Origin of the sequence: Nocardioides sp. NPDC057767 (assembly GCF_042798275.1) — a bacterium.
Lineage (GTDB): Bacteria > Actinomycetota > Actinomycetes > Propionibacteriales > Nocardioidaceae > Nocardioides.
Map to the genome: position 1 here is coordinate 1 of NZ_JBHVKJ010000038.1, position 16,797 is coordinate 16,797.

Here is a 16,797-nt window from a genome sequence, read left to right on the forward strand (position 1 = left end):
AGACAGCGGCATGGGCGTGCCGACTCGACCGACGGGAACGACTTCTCGGCCGACCGGGGCGACGGCTCGGCAAAAGACGAACGCCCCGCCTCCCGGAACTCGGGGCGGGGCGTTCGGAGCGCCGATCAGCGTCGCGCTCTACCTAGAAGCTGAATCAGCGGGTCTCGCGGTGCGCGGTGTGCTTGCGGCAACGCGGGCAGTACTTGTTGAGCTCGATGCGGTCGGGGTCGTTCCGACGGTTCTTCTTCGAGATGTAGTTCCGCTCCTTGCACTCGGTGCAAGCGAGGGTGATCTTCGGGCGAACGTCGCTGCTCTTGCTGGCCACAGGAGTTTCCTTACAGTGCTGATCGAGGTGATGCGGTCTTTGGCGGTAGCGGGGGCGGGGATCGAACCCGCGACCTCACGATTATGAGTCGTGCGCTCTAACCGCCTGAGCTACCCCGCCTCAACAGGAATCAGGCCCGCAGTATTCCTACTGCGGGTCCCGAACTCCAGAGCCCCTTTACGGAATCGAACCGTAGACCTTCTCCTTACCATGGAGACGCTCTGCCGACTGAGCTAAAGGGGCGTTGCGAGAGAGAACATTACGGCACGGCGCGATGGGCAACAAATCGAGACGCACCCTTGGTTCGAAGACCGCATCACCGCAGGTCAGCGGGGTCCTCGGTGCTCCTGCCGGGCTCCCAGATACGCGCGAAACCCATCGCTTCCTCGAGCTCGTAGGACAGCTCGAGGAGCATTCGCTCCCGTCCCGGTGCGGCCCCGAACATCATTCCCTGGGGCAGCCCGGCGAGCGTCTGCTGCACCGGCAGCGACACCGCCGGCCCACCGGTGACGTTCTGCCACGGCGTGAACGCGACCCAGTCCATCAGCCGCTTCATCACCAGGTCGTAGGCCTGGCTCGGCGCCAGCCGCCCGACCTCCGGGGTCTCGTGCGCGACGGTGGGCGTCAGCACGACGTCGTACGCAGCATGGAACCCCTCCGCAATGGCCTGCGCCTTGCGCAGCCGGACGATGGCGGCCGGGACGTGCTTGGCGTTCCTCATCGTGTGCTGGGCCAGGCCGACGGTGAGGTTGTCGAGCCGCTGGCGGTCCCAGGTCTTGCCGCGCAGCGGGCCGGCGTTGACCAGGGCGACGGCGAGCGTGCCCCAGTAGAGGATGAAGTCGTCGGCGAAGGTCTCGGGCACAGGCGGCGTCACCGTCTCGACGGTGTGGCCCAGCTCCTCCAGCACCGCCGCCGTCTTCAGCGTCAGCTCGGCGACCTCGGGGCTCGCCTCGCGCCCGAGCGCGCCGGTGAAGACCGCGAAGCGGAGCCGCTTCGAGCCGGGCCCGGTGACGTTCCCGATGGGCGGCAACGAGGTGTGGTGCGCCTTCTCGGCCTCCCGGAAGAACGCCGCGGTGTCGCGCACCGAACGGGTCAGGACGCCGTCGGTGACGATCTTGAGCGGCAACAGCCCGTAGAGCGGGTCCTGCGGCAGCCGGTCGCGGGTCGGTTTGAGACCGACCAGCCCACAGGCACCCGCGGGGATCCGGATCGAGCCACCACCGTCGTTGCCGTGGGCCATCGGCACCGCCCCGGCGGCCACCAGCGCCCCGGATCCGGCCGACGAGGCACCGGCCACGCGCCCGGTGTCCCACGGGTTGCGCACCGTGCCGAGCCGCGCGTGCTCGGCGGTGCCCGAGAAGCCGAACTCGGAGAGCTGGGTCTTGCCCAGTGACAGCAGGCCGAGCTTGAAGAGCAGCTTGGTCATCTCGCCGTTGCGCGACGCCGGCGGCATCGCGTAGGAATCCGTGCCGTTCCTGGTGGGCACCCCGGCGACGTCGGTGTTGTCCTTGATCAGGGTGGGCACGCCCGCGAAGAACCCTGCCCGGGGAGCGCGCGCCTGGACCCGGGCCCGGTCGAAGGTGCGGTAGGCCATCGCGCCGAGCGCCGGGTCGACCGACTCGATCCGGGCGATGGCTGCCTCGACCGCCTCGACCGTGGTGAGGTCACCGCGCCGCAGAGCCTCGGCGACCCCGACCGCGTCGAGAGTGCCGAGTACGTCGTCGGTGAAGGCGTGCACGCGAGCCATGAGGCCAACGGTAAGGCGTGAGTGAAGCTCAGAGGAGGAAGTACGCCACCAGCGGAACCATGAGACACGTCACGACCGCGGTGAGCCCCATCGCCAGCCCGGAGAAGGCACCCTCGACCTGGCTCTCCTCCAGCATCCGGGCGGTGCCGATGCCGTGGGAGACGGCGCCGACGGCCACGCCACGGGCTCGCGGGTCACGGATCCGGAGCAGGGTCAGCACCCGCGGCGCGACCATCGCGGCGATGATCCCGATCACGATCGCGAAGGCCGCCGCCAGCTCCGGATAGCCGCCGAGGCGGTCGGTCAGCTCGATCGCCACCGGCGTCGTCACCGCCTTCGGAGCCATCGTCCGCTCCAGCACGTCGCTGCCTCCGAGCCAGCGCACCAGCAGGATGCCGCTGACCATCGAGACCGCCACGCCGGCGGTCAGCGCGACCAGGACGGGCACCACCATCCCCTTCAGCCGGGAGACCTGGTGGTAGAGGGGGATCGCCAGCGCGACCGTCGCCGGGCCGAGCAGGAAGCTGATCAGCGTGGTGGCGTCGGCGTAGTCGTCATACGACGTGCCGCTGACCGTCAGCAGCACGCCGATGATCACGATCGCGACCGCCACCGGCTGTGCCAGCGGCGAGTGGGTCCGCGTGCGCAGCCACCGCCCCAGCTCGTAGGCAGCCACCGTCACGAACAGCCACAGGATGACGCTCACTCGATCTCCTCCCCGGGCGCGCCCTCGGTGCCGGCAGCCGCGGACACCCGGCGGAGGAAGAGGTTGAGCACCCAACCCACGGTCGCCAGGCCGAGGAGCCAGGAGCCCAGCAGCGCGACGACGATCGGCACCGCCGAGTCGCGGATGAGCGCGACGTAGGCGATCACGCCGACACCGGCCGGGATGAAGAAGAGCTGCAGGTGGGAGAGGAAGTAGTCGCCCACCTGGATGATCGGGTCGTCCGCGCCGTCACGGCGGCGCAGCAGCAGCGCGACGAAGAGCAGCAGCATCCCCACCACCGGACCGGGCAACGGGATCCCGGTGAGCTCGACGATCGCGGTTCCGGCCAGCTGGCACCCGAGCAGCCAGAGCAGGCCGACGATCACGAGGCGATGGATTCGATGGCCATCGCGGCGCAGCCGACCAAGCCCGAGGAGTCCCCGTGCAGCTGGGCCATGAAGGTGAGCTCGCGGGTGGCGATCGGGTTGGCCCGGGCGTAGACGCTCTCGCGCACCCCGGCGGTGTAGAGGTCGAAGGCACCGGCCATGTCACCGCCGATGACGACGACCTCGGGGTTGAGCAGGTTGACGGCCGTGGCCACGACCTCGCCGAGCTGTCGGCCGCCCTCGCGCAGCAGCCCGCGCGCCACGGCGTCGCCGGCGAGCGCGGCGGCCACCAGGTCGCGTACGTGACCGGCGGGGACGCCGGAGTCGGTCAGCCGCTGCGCGAGCGCCCAGCCCGAGGCGACCGTCTCCAGACAGCCGGTCGAGCCGCAGCGGCAGGGCCGGTCGCCGGCGGCGTCGATGCGGGTGTGGCCGATCTCGCCGGCCGCCCCGAGGGCGCCGGTGACCACCTTGCCGTCGACGATGATGCCCATGCCGAGGCCGGTCGAGGCCTTGATGACCAGGGCGTTGCGTACGGGATGGTCGGAGTTGAAGAGCTCCGAGCGCGCCAGCACGTGGGCGTCGTGGGCGAGGATCAGCGGCGCGTCGGTCAGCGCGGTGAAGTAGGGCGCCAGCTGGACGCCGTCCCAGCCGCCCATCGCGGGGGTGTCGATGCTCATCCCGAGGTCGGGGTTGACCACGCCGGGAAGGCTCATCCCGATCGCCAGCACCGGCAGGTCGATCGAGGTCACCATCTTGGTCATCCGCTCGACGATCTCGGGCATCAGCGCCTCGGCGGAGATGCCGACCTCGTGGTCGCGGGTGTCACCGGCCAGCTCGCGGCCGGCGAGGTCGAAGACCGCCGCCTGGCTACGGCTGCGGCCCACTGCCACGGCCAGCACAACCCCTGGGTCTGCGGATTCGTCACTCACGGCTGCAGTCTAAGCACGGGCACGGGCCCTGCCTAAGACCGCGAGCGGAGACGCGCGTTGGGCAGCGGAGGCGCCGGGATGGGCCTCTGGTGGTTGCCCTCGACCACACCGAAACGCCCCTCGGCCAGGTCCTGGGAGTCCTCGACCACCTCGCCGCCACCGCGGGTGACCTGGTCCTGCCATTGCTGGCGGTAGCCGACGACCTCGTCGTGGGTGCGCCCGACGAAGTTCCACCACATGATGATCGACTCGCCGAACGGCGGACCGCCGAGGAGGAGCAGCCGGGTCCATGCCTCGCCGGCCTGCAGCACCAGGGTGGTGGCACCCGGAGGCGCGTACGCCAGCGAGTCCTTCTCCACCGTGGCCGAGGCGGGACCGGACGGGCCGACACCGGTCATCTCGACCTCACCCGTGTCCACGAGCACGCCGTGCTCGAACCGGGACTCGACCGGGATCTCCAGCCGGGTGCCGGGCTCGAGCAGGATCTCGGCACCGAGGATCTCGGAGTAGGTGAGCACGGGGGACGTGGCGCCCAGGAGCGATCCCAGGAAGACCCTGACCGTCGCCCCGTCGCGCTCGATCGGCGTCGGCGCGTGGTTCTCGAAGGCCGGCTCGACGTCGCGGAACTCGTCCGGCAGCGCGACCCACAGCTGTGCCCCGTGCAGGACGGTGGTCTCAGCCGTCGAGTTCTCCGAGTGGGAGATGCCGCGGCCGGCGGTCATCAGGTTGACCTCGCCGGGGCGCACCATCGCGACGGTGCCGACCGAGTCGCGGTGCTCGATCTCCCCGGTGAACAGCCAGGAGACCGTCGCCAGCCCGGTGTGCGGGTGGGGCGGCACCTCCATCCCGCCGGAGACCACGACGTCGTCGGGACCGTAGTGGTCCAGGAAGCACCACGCGCCGATCAGCGAGCGCGAGCGGGCGGGCAGGGTGCGGCGTACGTTCATCGCCCGAGGACCACCCAGAGGCACGTCTCGCGGGGTGATGATCTGGATCTCGACGCCTTCGTCACCGGTGCCACCGACACACTCGACAGGGGTGGGGTGGGCATCGAGGTTGGTCATGTCTTCAACGATATCTCGTACGTTGCCTCGCCATGCCGCCGTCACATCGAGGTCGCCGACGGGCTACCTCGATGCCACACGATATGGCCGTGCTCATCGCTCAGCTCGCGAACTTCGTCGGCCCCACCTCCGGAGGGATGAAGACGGCTCTGGAGGCCCTCGCCCGCGGATACGTCGAAGCGGGCCACGACCGGCTTCTCGTCGTCCCCGGCCCGTACGACGCGGTCACCTCGACCGACCTCGGCGAGGTGGTGCAGCTGAGAGCGCCACGCGTGGGCGGCGGCTACCGGCTCATCATCGAGCCGTGGCGGGTGACCGAGGTGCTGACCCGCTACCGCCCGACGAGTCTCGAGGTCAGCGACAAGTTCACGATGCTCCCGGTCTCCCGCTGGGCGAGGCGCCAGGGCATCGGGACGGTGCTCTTCTCCCACGAGCGGCTCGACGAGTACATGCCCACCTACACCGGCATGGACACCACCTCGAAGGTCTCCACCGCGCTCCTCAACCGGATGCTGGTGCGCTCCTTCGACCAGGTGCTGGTCACCTCCGACTACGCCCGGCACGAGTTCGAGCCGCTCGCGGCGACCGTCGGCTGCCCGATCGCGCAGGTGCCGCTGGGTGTCGACCTGGACTTCTTCCAGCCCTCCCTCGGGCACCGCGACGACACCCTGAGGATCGTTCACGTCGGCCGCCTCTCCCGGGAGAAGTCGCCCGATCTCGCCGTCGCCACCGCCGTCGAGCTGCATCGCCGCGGGTTCGACGTACGCATGGACGTCTACGGCGACGGTCCGCACCGTGCCGAGATCGAAACGCTCGCGGCCGAGGCGCCGATCTTCTTCCACGGCCACGTGTCCGACCGCCACCGGATCGCCCGGGCGCTGGCCGCGGCCGACGTGGCCCTCTCGGTCTGCCCCCGCGAGACCTTCGGGCTCGCCGTCCTCGAGGCCCTCGCCAGCGGTACGCCGGTGGTGACCGCCGATCGCGGCGGCGCCCGCGAGCTCATCGACTCCCGGTGCGGAGCCTGGGCTCCTGCCCACCCCGCGGCGCTGGCCGACGCGGTGATCGACATCGCCGAGCGCCCGGTGGTCGCGACCCGCCGTGCGGCCCGGGAACGGGCCGAGCAGTTCCCGTGGGCGCGCACGATCGAGGAGATGCTGGCGCTCCACGAGAGCCTCGCGCAGGAGACCGCGCCGACCTATCTCCTCGCGCGTTCTCGGCAGCGGCAGGCGCCCCGGCGGGCTCGGCGTTACGCATGAGCCGTTGACTCGTTAGAGGTTTCACCATGAGCGATTCAACGAAAGTCACCGCTGAAGCCGACCAGGTAACACTGCAGCAGCACACGCACTTCGCCGACTCGTTCGGCCCGGTGTGCAGCGCTTACGGAGAAGACCCGCCGACGACCTACGACTACCGCGAGGTCACCTGCGGCGACTGCCGGCATGCCGCGCCCTACATCAGCGCCCTGCCTGAGCACCTCAAGCCCAGGTCGACGCGACGGCGCTCCTGGCCGCGGTCGATGCAGGAGCACGCCTAGGGGACGTCCGAGTGGGCGCGGATCACGGTCGGCTCCGGCTGCACCGGCGTCCACCTCTGCGCCGAGCGTGACCGGGCGAGCCCGACGATCCCGGTGACCAGCAGCGCCGCGGCGCTCACCGCGACCCACGGCGTGGGGGCGGAGGCGCCGAAGGCGACCACGGCTGCGACGTACGAGACGGTGGGGTTGGTGATCGTCATCGCCGCCATCGCCCAGGGCAGCGGCCCGGCGGCCAACGCCGCCTGGGTGAGCACGATGCCGAGGCCGCAGGTGCACAGCAGCCCGTAGAACGCCGGCAGCGTGAACAGGCCGAGGACACCGTCGGCGGCGGCCCGGTCGGCGGTGATCTTCAGCAGCACCGAGGTGGTCGCGAACGAGCACCCGGCCGCGACCGCCGTGGTGGCCGCCGCGACCGGCGGCGGGAACCGGTGCGCCACCAGCAGGAGTACGCAGATCAGAGCCGCCACGCAGCCGGCGAGGAGCGCCACGCGCCCCACCTCGGCATAGGTGCCGCCGCGATGGTCGTCGGTGACCAGCAGGATCACGCCGCCGCAGATCGCGGCCCCGCTGGCCCAGTCGGCGACCGTCGGCCAGTGCCGCGCGGCGATCGACGCGAAGACGAGCGCGAAGAGCAGCTGAGTGGGCATCACCGACTGCACCACCGAGACCGACCCGAGATGGAGCGCGACCGCCTGCACCCCGAAGCCGACGGCGTTGATCGCCGCGCCGGTGACCCAGAGCGGGTTGCGCACCAGCGCCAGCATCAGCTGCTCGACCCCGGAGATCCCGCCGCTGCGGCCGGGCGCGAGAGCGCTGGCGCGCTGCTGAACAGCAGCGGAGAGCGAGAACAGGACGCATGCGCCGATGGCCAGGCCGACGGCCGCAGCATGATGCATGCTGCGACGCTAGGCCTCGCGAGGAAAGCTCACCCGCCGCTCATGCGAGCATCGGATGAACCCTGGGGGTCAGTTCTTCACCTTCGCGCCCATGATCTCGCCGTACTCGACCCCGAGGACCGACGGGTCGCCGTCCTCCGGCACCAGCACGGCGACCGTCACCGCAGACCGGATCGACAGGTTCTTGCCGGCCCGGCTGCGGAACTCGTCGTAGGGCGGATTCCACTCCCACTCGCTGTCCTGGCCGCCGACGACGGCGTCCGTCGTGAAGTCCAGCATCGCGAGCGCGCCCGCGGGCGTCTGCACGATGCGGGTGCTGGTCGCGTCGAAGGGCTCGGCGGTCGTCCTGACCATGTCCACGCCCATGTCGGAGGCGTACGCGGCGATCTCCTTGCCCGGTGCGGCCAGCTTCTTGAACCCGCCGAGGCCGTCGATCCTCCTGGGCTTCTCGAGGTAGGCGTCGATCGTCGCCGCGATCTCCTCGACCTGCTTCGTCACAGCCGTGGGCGCCGGGGCCGCGCCCTCGACCTCGGGCGGCAGGGCCTTCCTCTTGACGCCGAGGCTGCTGCGTACCTTCCAGGGCGAGAGGGCGTCCTGCTGCTCGTAGACGGCCAGCCGGGTCAGCTTCCGCTTCCTGTCGCCCTTGACGTCGACCTCGATGACGGCCCACATCGGGTACTCGCCGAGCTGCACCGACCACACCCGTCCGGCGACGGCTCTCCAGGTGGGCGGGCGGTCCCTGACGTCGAAGCTCTTGTTGGCCGCGGAGGTGAGCTGGTCCTTGGCCAGGACCGGCCCGCTGTCGGCCTCGGTCCACGCCTCGCCCTCCCACTTCCCGGGCTGGTTGGCCTTGATCGCCTTGTTGTTGCGCTTGTTCCAGTCCTTCATCAGATCCGCGACGTCGTCCGCCCGCAACGAGACCTTGCCGGCCTGCTCGAGCTCGACGGCCGCGGGCATCGAGCACCCGGTGAGCGAGAGCGTCAGCAAGCCGATCCCCGCCGCCGCGCCCAGGCGGCGGTAGAGCCCGCCGGTGGGCGCACGCGGTGGCGCGGGTGGGGTCGGGTGGACGTACGCAGCCGGCGGACGCGGCGCCTGCCACTCCTCCGGACGCTCGCGCCTGCCGGTCAGCAGCAAGGCGACCGCGCCGACCAGCAGCAGGGCACCGAGGCCGGCGACGCCCAGCGAGACCGCGAAGATCCCGTCGACCCGATAGCCGAAGGCGAGCTTGATCGGTCCGCCGTCCCGGCTCGCGGCCAGGAACGAGACCGGCTTCCCCTCGAGCGTCACGTTCAGCTCCTGGGTCCCGGAGCCCGAGACCGCCTCGTGCCACCATGGCGCCCGGGAGGCATCCGGCACCTGCTCCCCCGAGCCTGCGGTGCCGCTGACCCTGGTCAGCGGCGTCCTGGCGATCTCGACTGCCCGGGTGCCCTTGACGACGTCGAGGACATCGACGGGGTTGCCTACGCCGATATAGGTCTCTCCCAGCGCCTCCACACGCACCGTGACCGGGAGCCGGTCGAAGGCGAACGCCTCCGGCGTGGAGTACGCCGCGCCCTGCTCGATCGGGGTCTCCTTGCCCATCACCACGTCGTCGGGCCCGGCGGCGACGGCCAGACCCGCTCCGAGGAGAGCAAGCGGCGCCCCGACCAGCCCGAGGATCACCGCCAGGAAGATCCTGCCGCCCTTCCTCGGCCGAGCGGGACCAGGGTTCACGGGTGCGTACGTTGCCGAGCTCATCGAGACCTTCTACGTGGGGGTCCCGAGAAAGTGGACGCGGCAATCTAGCGCTGTCGCGTCCCGTCCGAGAAGCGATTAACCCAGCCCCGCACGGTATTACCAGTCAGTATGGAACGTTTACGTTGACTTGGTAACTCCGATGCCGTGTCGCTCGGACCACCCGCCTTTCAGTGTCTTTAGCGTCATGAAGCGGTCACGGACGTGCCGATGTCGATGTTGTCGGCCCGAGTCGTGGCCGCTGATGTTGTTTCAATTCGAATTGATCGATGAAAGGTACGAAATGAGCAAGAAGACAGGGCTGCTCCGCCGCGCCGTGGCCGTCGCCGCCTTCTCGGGTGTCGCCTTCGCGCTGACCAACGGAGCGGCCGTGGCCGCCCCGGCGGACGTCAACGTGCCGGCCGCCTCCGACGTGACCCCGTCGGACCTCTCCCCCTCGTCGCAGAAGGCCTGGGAGGACTTCATCCTCGGCGGCTCCTACGTGACCGAGGGCGCTGCCCAGATGATCAGCGGTGCCTGGGTCGGCGCTCCCGGCCTGATCCTCGCCGGTGCCACCGGCGCGCCCCTGACCCCGGAGCAGATGGAGGCCTGGGAGAACTGGGACGAGGGTGGCCGCAAGATCGGTGAGGGTGCCGCGATGATGGTCGCCGGCGCCTACGTCGGTGCTCCCGGCATCATCCTCGACCAGATCGCGGGCGGGGCGACCCCGAGCGACCTCTCGCCGAGCGAGCTCGAGCAGGTCACGTTCCTCATCCCGGAGGACAGCCCGGCACTCGACGGTGTTCCCACCGAGCAGGTCCCGAACCCGATGGCTCCTCTCGGGTCCTTCTGAGCGACGACATGACTGCTGCCGGCCGAGCGTAGTTCCCACCACGATCCGATCGGCGCCGTCCCCAGATGGCCTAGGCGTGCACCCCGTGCACGGCCAGGCCATCTGCGCATTTACGCGCATTCAGACAACAACGTTGCAGTTTTCTGGAAATTACGTCATTACATTTCATTCGTCACTTAGTTGACACGAAAACAGCCGTGTCGCTTGCACTGATGGCTGTTGATGCTCCTAGCATCTTTACCCGGACGCGAACGTATCGATGCAGCTGTTATCGGTCCGGGGGTCGCGCCCGCGCGTGATGTTTCGATTCGAATTGATCGATGAAAGGTACGAAATGAACAAGAAGACAGGGCTGCTCCGCCGCGCCGCGGCCGTCGCCGCCTTCTCGGGTGTCGCCATCGCACTGACCGCCGGCACCGCCACCGCGGCTCCGGGCGACGAGCACCACAAGCGCACCGAGGCCGAGTGCATCAAGGAGAACTCCGCCGGTGCCTCCGACCTCTCGCCCTCGAGCCAGAAGGCCTGGGCCGGCTTCATCTGCGGCACCGGTCAGGCGACCGGCGGCGCGGCCCGCATGGTCTCCGGCACCTGGGTCGGCGCCCCCGGCCTCATCCTGATGGGCGCCACGGGCGGCGAGCTGAGCCCCGCGCAGAAGAAGGCCTGGGTGAACTTCGACGGTGGCGCTCACCAGGTCGGCAACGGTGCCGCCATGGTCGTCTCCGGCGCCTACGTCGGTGCGCCCGGCATCGTCATGGACAAGATCCTCGGTGGCGCCATGCCGTCCGAGCTGTCCGACAGCGAGATGGACCAGGTCTCCTTCCTGCTCCCCATGGACAACCCGGCCCTCGACGGCCTTCCGGTCCACGAGGTCCCGAACCCGCTGGGTCCGCTGGGCACCTTCTGAGAAACATGACCATGGCCGAGTGATCACCCCCTACCGACTGCTCGGCACCGTCACACAGGTGGCCCCGGGCGTGCACATGTGCACGCCGGGGCCACCTGCACGTTGTGAGCGGGGGGCGAGCCGGGCTCAGTCGTACGCCAGAGGCTCCTCGATCACGTTCATCACCGCCCGCGCGACCCAGTAGTGACGGCCGCCGCGGCCCGACCGGCCGGCCGCCTCGATCCACCCCCGCCGCTCGGCGTCCTGGATCAGGTTGCGGGCGCCCTGGTTGGTCAGTCCGGTCGCGTCCTGGACGCGCTTGACGGTCAGATAGGGGTTGGCGAACAGCAGCGTGACCAGCCCGGACAGGTTGGCGCGCGAGGTGGCCGCCTCGTCGAGGTAGCCCTCCCGGAGCGCGACCAGACGCTCCGACCGCGTCGTGGCGTCCTCTGCCGAGCGCCGCACCCCGGTGAGGAAGAACTGCAGCCACTCCTGCATCTCACCGCGCTCACGGACGCCCTGCAGCCGCTGGTAGTAGGTCTGGCGATGCGCCTCGATGTAGCCGGAGAGATAGAGCAGCGGCGTGGTCATCCGCCCCTCCTCCATCAGCATCAGGTTGATCAGCAGCCGGCCGATGCGCCCGTTGCCGTCGAGGAACGGGTGGATCGTCTCGAACTGGTAGTGCATCAGCGCGCAGCGCACCAGCGTCGGGCTGAGGTCGGGGACGTTGACGTACGCCTCCCAGTCGGCGATCAGCTCCGGCAGGTCGGGCGGGAGAGGCGGGACGTACGCGGCGGTGGTGGGGTCGTCGGTCGGCGACCCCACCCAGACCGGCATCCGCCGGAACTCACCGGGGTGGCGCTCGTGGCCGCGGACGCCGGTGAGGAGCGTCTTGTGGAGCTCGAGGACGAGGCGCTGGCTGAGCGGCCAGCTCCTGATGAGCTCGAAGCCCTGGCGGGTCGCGGCGAGGTAGGCCTTGACCTCGGCGACGTCCTCGCTCTTGGTCGCCTGACCGCTGGCCTCGTCCTGGAGCACCTCCTCCAGGGAGGTCTGGGTGCCCTCGATCCGCGAGGAGGCGACCGCCTCCCGGGTGAGGTAGGGCCCGATCAGCAGCTCGGGGTCGTGGATCAGCGCGCTCACGCCCTGCAGGCGCCCCAACGCGGCGTCGGCGTCCGAGAGCGCCTTCACGGTGATCGGCTCGAGGGCCAGGTCGCGCGGGATGTGGGCGGGCAGGTAGTACCAGTAGGCCCACCTGTTGCCCGGCTCCCGGACCGCCCGGCCGAACTGCGGAGCGTCGTACCTCTCCGGATCCATGACCGGTCAACTTACCACTCGAGCGCCATTTGAGTTGGAAGTTGACGAGAACTTCCAACGGGGCGTTGGGGAGTTCCTGACAACCTCCAACTCCACCCCGGACCTAGGCTGGGGATCGTGCAGTTCGGACAGTATCCCGCTCCCCGTCATACGATCGCCCACCTCTCCGACACCCATCTCTACGCCGGTGACCGGCGGATCTTCGGCAAGGTCGACCCGACGCCCGGCTTCGAGCGTGCCCTGGACCGGCTGCGCGGGATGACCGTCCCGCCGCAGGCGATCGTCTTCACCGGTGACCTCGCCGACCTGGGTGAGCGCGACGCCTACGCACGCCTCCGCAAGCAGGTCGAGCCGGTCGCCGCCGACCTCGGCGCCGAGATCATCTGGGTGATGGGCAACCACGACGAGCGCGAGGTCTACTCCGAGGTGCTCTTCGGAGAGGCGTCCGACGCCCCGCAGGACCGGGTCCACGACATCCACGGTCTGCGGATCATCGCTCTGGACACCACCGTGCCGGGGTGGCACCACGGCGACATCACCCAGGCACAGCTGGACTGGCTGAGCGAGGTTCTTTCCGAGCCGGCGCCGCACGGCACCCTGCTCGCGATGCATCACCCACCGATCCCGCTCCCCCTCAACGAGGCCAGCGTGATCATCGAGCTCGACGGTCAGGACCGGCTGGCTCCCGTGCTGCAGGGGACCGATGTGCGCGCCGTTCTCGCAGGTCACCTGCACTACTCGACCAGCACCACCTTCGCCGGCATCCCGGTCTCGGTGGCCTCCGCGAGCTGCTACACGGCCGCGCCCGCGACGCTCGACCGCTACTCCGCCTCCGTCGACGGCCATCAGGCGATCTCGCTGGTCCATCTCTACGACGAGGGCGCCGGCGGCATCCCCGGGGCGCCGGTCGTCCACACCACGGTGCCCATCGGCGAGGCACCCGAGGTCGCCGGTTTCCCCTCCTCGGTCCTGGAGAAGCTCGGGCCGATGACCCCCGCCGAGCGTCGCGACCTGTTCTCCCGCAAGGGCAAGGCCGCCCGCGCGCTGCGGCGTCAGCTTCGAGACTGACCGAAGTCGTCCTCGATCTCCGACTCGAGGCTGATGTGGGCCTACGTCCGGGCCCGGAACGATGGCTGTGACACGTCGACGACGACAGGAGCAGCCATGTCTCGGACCCTCGTCCGCACCGGCACCACAGCGCTGGCAGCGGTGCTTCTTCCTCTCACCGCCATCCCAGCGGCGTACGCCGATCCCGAGCCCGGCCCGGAGACGACGGCGGTCGCGCCGGACCCGACCGCGCTGACCCGGGAGGCAACCGCGATCGCCGAGCGGGCGGCCGCCGATCGGAAGGGGCTCCGGGCCCGGTCGGCGGCTCCCTCCGCCGCCGACCTCGACCGTGCGGTCGGCGCGCTCATCGCCGATGGTGCCGTCGGGGTCACCGCCCGGGTCGAGACGCCCGACCTGGTGTGGTCGGGGGCGGGCGGCGTACGCGAGGTCGGGAAGAAGAGGCCGGTCCGGCCCGGCGACCGCTTCCACATCGCGAGCAACACCAAGACGCTCATCGCAACCCTGGTGATGCAGGAGGTAGAGCGCGGCAGCTGGACCCTGGACACGCCCGCGAACGACCTGCTCCCGGGCACCTTCCCCGACGGCGTCACGATCCAGCACCTGCTCAGCCACACCTCCGGCGCCCCGCGCGGGCCCGAGGAGATCCTCTTCGACCGTGTCGAGGACCCGACCTCGTGGGACCAGCTGATCGATGCGCTCGGGCAGTACTACTCCGAGGCCGAGCACCTCGCCTTCATGCGCGGCGCCGGCTGGCTCTTCGAGCCCGGCACCGACTTCTCCTACTCCAACTACGGCTACGTGGCGCTCGGGGTCATGCTCGAGAAGGAGACCGGGGAGCGGATCGAGGATCTCGTACGCGACCGGGTGCTCGAACCCGCAGGCATGCGTCAGAGCGCGTACCCGACCGATGCCCGCAACCGCGGCCCGTTCCTCGAGGACGCCGGCCACTACGAGGGCCGCTGGCGGCCGATGACCGACCTGCACCCGAGCATCTTCCACGCCGCCGGGGCGGCGACGAGCACCACCGAGGACCTCGCCGACCTCAACGAGGCGCTCCTCACCGGGCAGCTGGTCCGTCCGGAGACCGTGGAGAAGATGCTGCCGTCGATCGCGGGCAGCGCCGACCCGGAGTACGGCTTCGGGATCTACCGGGTCGCCGACCCGTGCAACCCCGGCGAGTACCTCTACGGCCATGACGGCGCCCACATGGGTGCGCAGTCGATCAGCTGGGGCTCGCCGGACGGCACCCGCCAGATCACGCTCGGCTGGACCGGTCGCAACTGGGACAGCACCGACCCGATCTACGATCTCGGTCTCCTGCTCGAGCCCATGCTGCTGGCGACCTGCTGAGACGCCGGGTGCCGTCGCCCGCCTCAGGGTCGCAGGATGCGACGCTCGATGGCCGTGGCGACGGCGCCGGCGCGGGTGTCGACGCCGAGCTTGGTGTAGATGTGGGAGAGGTGGGACTTGACCGTCGCCTCGCTGACCAGGAGCTCGCGGGCCATCTCCTTGTTGCCCAGACCCTTGGCGAGCAGGCGCAGGATCTCGACCTCGCGCGGGCTCACCTTCGGCGTCGGCGAGGCGGCCCGCTGCAGCAGCCGGGTGGCGACCGACGGGGCCAGCACGGTCTCGCCGCGGGCGGTGCCCCGGATCGCCCGGAAGAGCTCGTCGGGCGGAGCGTCCTTCAACAGGTAGCCGGCAGCACCGGCATCGACGGCCTCCAGGACGTCGGCCTCGGTGTCGTACGTCGTCAGCACCAGCACCTGCGGCGGCGACGGCAGGTCGCGGATCAGTCGGGTGGTCTCCGCGCCACCGGGCCCCTCGCCGAGGCTGAGATCCATCAGCACCACGTCCGGCCTCGTCTCTCCGACGACCGCGACGGCCTGGGCCGAGTCGGCCGCCTCGCCGACCACCTCCAGGTCCTCCTGGGCATCCACCAGGGCGCGTACGCCGGCCCGGACCACCGGATGGTCATCGACCAGCACCACCCGGATGTGTTGCTCAACCACGACGTTCCTCCTCCTGGGTGGATGCTGACGGTCCGGCTGCGAACGACACGGCGACCACCGTGCCCTCGCCCGGGGCGCTCTCGATGACCAAGTCTCCCCCGAGCAGGCGGGCACGGGCCCGCATTCCGGCCAGGCCGTGGCCGCGCAGGCCGTCGGGCTCGTCCTCGAGGTCGGCCGGGTCGAAACCGGCCCCGTCGTCGCGTACGTCCAACGCGACCTCGCCCTCGTGGAAGGTGAGGGAGACGACCGCGGTGGTCGCGGCGGCGTGCTCGGCGACGTTGGCGAGGGCGCCTCGGAGGGTGCGCACGACGGCTGTCGCGACCCGCCCACCGACCTCGTGCGGGTCGCCGTGGACGTGGACCGGGATGTCGAGACCGGTGGTGGCGGCGACGTCGTCGGCGACCTGGCGCACGGCCGTGGCCAGCGCCGATCCGCCGGCCAGCTCGGCGGGGGCGAGGTCGCGTACGACCCGACGGGCCTCGTCGAGCGAGGAGCGGGCCATGCCGGCCGCCTGGTCGACGTGGCCGCGGGCGTCAGCGGGGCGCGAGTCCCACTCCTGGTCGGCGGCCTGGAGCAGCAGGTTGATGCTGGTCAGGCCCTGGGCGACGCTGTCGTGGATCTCCCGGCTCAGCCGCGCCCGCTCGGCCACCACACCGGCTCGACGCTCGGCGTCGGCGACCTCGTCCTGAGCCGCCTCGAGCTCGGCGAGGAGGAGGCGACGGGTGGCCGCGTCCCGCTCGAGGGCGCGGTAGGCGGTCACCGCGAGCACGGCGACGCAGACCGGGCCGAGCAGCACGGTCGGGTCGGCCACTCCGGTCATCCGGCTCCAGGCGACCGCGACGACCGCGACCAGGAAGACCGTGGCGGCCACGGCCCAGCGGAAGGGCAGCACCCGCAGCGCCAGGAAGACCAGCGGCACCGCCGCCCACGAGAAGGACGGCGCGATCAGGGCCAGCACGGTCCAGCAGGCGACCACGGCGGCCAGCCAGACGACCGCGGCCGTGCCGGTGAGACGGCGGCCCGCTGCGTACGCGATCAGGAGGACGGCGGCGCCGGGCAGGACCACCTCGGCCTGGTCACCGAAGCCGTGGCCCTGCAGGTAGCGGGCGGCCGAGGCGACGACGAGCAGCACCAGTGAGATGTGGAGCCAGCGGTCGAGCAGCGTCTGGCCGGCCAGGATCCCACCGGCTCGCGAGCTGGGTGCGGCGTCGGTCGACATGGTCGTCCCAGGCTAGGCCGGTCGCGCGGTCCTGGCATCATCCGATCGGCTATCCGGAGCGTCGCCGGACGGCTATCCAGACGTCGCCGGTCACCCGATGTCCGGGCCCCTCTCCGAAGGCGATGGTTGATGCACCGCACCGAAATCGACA

17 protein-coding genes and 2 tRNA genes are annotated in these 16,797 nt (G+C 70.5%); 6 read left to right on the top strand and 13 right to left on the bottom strand.

Annotated features, from left to right (window positions below; all coding sequences use genetic code 11):
• Positions 1–154: 154 nt before the first annotated feature.
• From rpmG to ACFVDI_RS19265, 8 genes are all read right to left on the bottom strand, one after another.
• Positions 155–325, bottom strand: coding sequence for a 50S ribosomal protein L33 (rpmG, locus tag ACFVDI_RS19230; protein ID WP_091042824.1), 171 nt, complete (start codon positions 323–325; stop codon positions 155–157).
• 46 nt (positions 326–371) lie between these two features.
• Positions 372–445: transfer RNA gene (locus ACFVDI_RS19235), tRNA-Met, on the bottom strand.
• A 50-nt stretch (positions 446–495) separates the two neighbouring features.
• Positions 496–568 (bottom strand) — tRNA-Thr (locus ACFVDI_RS19240).
• 73 nt (positions 569–641) lie between these two features.
• Positions 642–2,072 (bottom strand): amidase, encoded by a 1,431-nt coding sequence (locus tag ACFVDI_RS19245; protein ID WP_378908264.1) that lies wholly within the window; start codon positions 2,070–2,072, stop codon positions 642–644.
• A gap of 28 nt (positions 2,073–2,100) precedes the next feature.
• Entirely contained in the window at positions 2,101–2,778 is a 678-nt protein-coding gene (locus ACFVDI_RS19250; protein WP_378908268.1) for an LrgB family protein, read from the bottom strand.
• On the bottom strand, positions 2,775–3,164 hold the full coding sequence (locus tag ACFVDI_RS19255) for a CidA/LrgA family protein (protein WP_378908272.1): 390 nt from the start codon (positions 3,162–3,164) through the stop codon (positions 2,775–2,777). The genes ACFVDI_RS19250 and ACFVDI_RS19255 overlap by 4 nt, the downstream gene beginning before the upstream one ends.
• A complete protein-coding gene (locus ACFVDI_RS19260) occupies positions 3,161–4,093 on the bottom strand; it encodes an ROK family protein (RefSeq protein ID WP_378908273.1) in 933 nt (310 codons plus the stop codon). Before ACFVDI_RS19260 ends, ACFVDI_RS19255 begins: the two co-directional genes overlap by 4 nt.
• Before the next feature lie 32 nt (positions 4,094–4,125).
• On the bottom strand, positions 4,126–5,157 hold the full coding sequence (locus ACFVDI_RS19265) for a pirin family protein (RefSeq protein WP_378908276.1): 1,032 nt from the start codon (positions 5,155–5,157) through the stop codon (positions 4,126–4,128).
• Between the two features lie 83 nt (positions 5,158–5,240).
• On the opposite strand from ACFVDI_RS19265, the gene ACFVDI_RS19270 reads away from it, so the two are divergent.
• Positions 5,241–6,413 carry a glycosyltransferase gene (locus ACFVDI_RS19270; RefSeq protein ID WP_378908473.1) on the top strand — a complete coding sequence of 391 codons (1,173 nt, stop codon included), beginning with the start codon at positions 5,241–5,243 and terminating at the stop codon, positions 6,411–6,413.
• Between the two features lie 26 nt (positions 6,414–6,439).
• Positions 6,440–6,691, top strand: a complete 252-nt coding sequence (locus ACFVDI_RS19275) for a hypothetical protein (RefSeq protein WP_378908279.1) — start codon at positions 6,440–6,442, stop codon at positions 6,689–6,691.
• Here the strand turns inward: ACFVDI_RS19275 and ACFVDI_RS19280 are convergent.
• Both ACFVDI_RS19280 and ACFVDI_RS19285 read right to left on the bottom strand, forming a co-directional pair.
• Positions 6,688–7,587 (bottom strand): DMT family transporter, encoded by a 900-nt coding sequence (locus tag ACFVDI_RS19280; RefSeq protein ID WP_378908282.1) that lies wholly within the window; start codon positions 7,585–7,587, stop codon positions 6,688–6,690. The genes ACFVDI_RS19275 and ACFVDI_RS19280 overlap by 4 nt on opposite strands.
• A gap of 69 nt (positions 7,588–7,656) precedes the next feature.
• The gene (locus ACFVDI_RS19285; protein ID WP_378908285.1) at positions 7,657–9,324 is read right to left on the bottom strand and encodes a hypothetical protein; all 1,668 of its coding nucleotides are present in this window, start codon (positions 9,322–9,324) and stop codon (positions 7,657–7,659) included.
• A gap of 280 nt (positions 9,325–9,604) precedes the next feature.
• On the opposite strand from ACFVDI_RS19285, the gene ACFVDI_RS19290 reads away from it, so the two are divergent.
• Complete coding sequence (locus tag ACFVDI_RS19290; protein WP_378908288.1) at positions 9,605–10,153, top strand: type III effector; 549 nt, start codon at positions 9,605–9,607, stop codon at positions 10,151–10,153.
• A gap of 334 nt (positions 10,154–10,487) precedes the next feature.
• The gene (locus ACFVDI_RS19295) at positions 10,488–11,057 is read left to right on the top strand and encodes a type III effector (protein ID WP_378908290.1); all 570 of its coding nucleotides are present in this window, start codon (positions 10,488–10,490) and stop codon (positions 11,055–11,057) included.
• 126 nt (positions 11,058–11,183) lie between these two features.
• Here the strand turns inward: ACFVDI_RS19295 and ACFVDI_RS19300 are convergent, their stop codons facing one another.
• Complete coding sequence (locus ACFVDI_RS19300; protein WP_378908292.1) at positions 11,184–12,350, bottom strand: Fic family protein; 1,167 nt, start codon at positions 12,348–12,350, stop codon at positions 11,184–11,186.
• Positions 12,351–12,467: 117 nt separating this feature from the next.
• On the opposite strand from ACFVDI_RS19300, the gene ACFVDI_RS19305 reads away from it, so the two are divergent.
• Both ACFVDI_RS19305 and ACFVDI_RS19310 read left to right on the top strand, forming a co-directional pair.
• On the top strand, positions 12,468–13,418 hold the full coding sequence (locus ACFVDI_RS19305; RefSeq protein WP_378908295.1) for a metallophosphoesterase: 951 nt from the start codon (positions 12,468–12,470) through the stop codon (positions 13,416–13,418).
• Positions 13,419–13,514: 96 nt separating this feature from the next.
• A complete protein-coding gene (locus tag ACFVDI_RS19310; RefSeq protein WP_378908298.1) occupies positions 13,515–14,768 on the top strand; it encodes a serine hydrolase domain-containing protein in 1,254 nt (417 codons plus the stop codon).
• A 23-nt stretch (positions 14,769–14,791) separates the two neighbouring features.
• Here ACFVDI_RS19310 and ACFVDI_RS19315 read toward each other — a convergent pair whose 3' ends face one another.
• The gene (locus tag ACFVDI_RS19315; RefSeq protein WP_378908302.1) at positions 14,792–15,427 is read right to left on the bottom strand and encodes a response regulator; all 636 of its coding nucleotides are present in this window, start codon (positions 15,425–15,427) and stop codon (positions 14,792–14,794) included.
• Positions 15,420–16,646 carry a sensor histidine kinase gene (locus tag ACFVDI_RS19320; protein WP_378908308.1) on the bottom strand — a complete coding sequence of 409 codons (1,227 nt, stop codon included), beginning with the start codon at positions 16,644–16,646 and terminating at the stop codon, positions 15,420–15,422. Before ACFVDI_RS19320 ends, ACFVDI_RS19315 begins: the two co-directional genes overlap by 8 nt.
• Positions 16,647–16,797: the final 151 nt, after the last annotated feature.

Coding starts and splice junctions, on each gene's coding strand:
- ACFVDI_RS19310 (WP_378908298.1), top strand. CDS start 13,515: ATGTCTCGGACCCTCGTCCGCACCGGCACCACAGCGCTGGCAGCGGTG.
- ACFVDI_RS19320 (WP_378908308.1), bottom strand. CDS start 16,646: ATGTCGACCGACGCCGCACCCAGCTCGCGAGCCGGTGGGATCCTGGCC.
- ACFVDI_RS19300 (WP_378908292.1), bottom strand. CDS start 12,350: ATGGATCCGGAGAGGTACGACGCTCCGCAGTTCGGCCGGGCGGTCCGG.
- ACFVDI_RS19285 (WP_378908285.1), bottom strand. CDS start 9,324: ATGAGCTCGGCAACGTACGCACCCGTGAACCCTGGTCCCGCTCGGCCG.
- ACFVDI_RS19280 (WP_378908282.1), bottom strand. CDS start 7,587: ATGCATCATGCTGCGGCCGTCGGCCTGGCCATCGGCGCATGCGTCCTG.
- ACFVDI_RS19290 (WP_378908288.1), top strand. CDS start 9,605: ATGAGCAAGAAGACAGGGCTGCTCCGCCGCGCCGTGGCCGTCGCCGCC.
- ACFVDI_RS19270 (WP_378908473.1), top strand. CDS start 5,241: ATGGCCGTGCTCATCGCTCAGCTCGCGAACTTCGTCGGCCCCACCTCC.
- ACFVDI_RS19245 (WP_378908264.1), bottom strand. CDS start 2,072: ATGGCTCGCGTGCACGCCTTCACCGACGACGTACTCGGCACTCTCGAC.
- ACFVDI_RS19265 (WP_378908276.1), bottom strand. CDS start 5,157: ATGACCAACCTCGATGCCCACCCCACCCCTGTCGAGTGTGTCGGTGGC.
- ACFVDI_RS19275 (WP_378908279.1), top strand. CDS start 6,440: ATGAGCGATTCAACGAAAGTCACCGCTGAAGCCGACCAGGTAACACTG.
- ACFVDI_RS19295 (WP_378908290.1), top strand. CDS start 10,488: ATGAACAAGAAGACAGGGCTGCTCCGCCGCGCCGCGGCCGTCGCCGCC.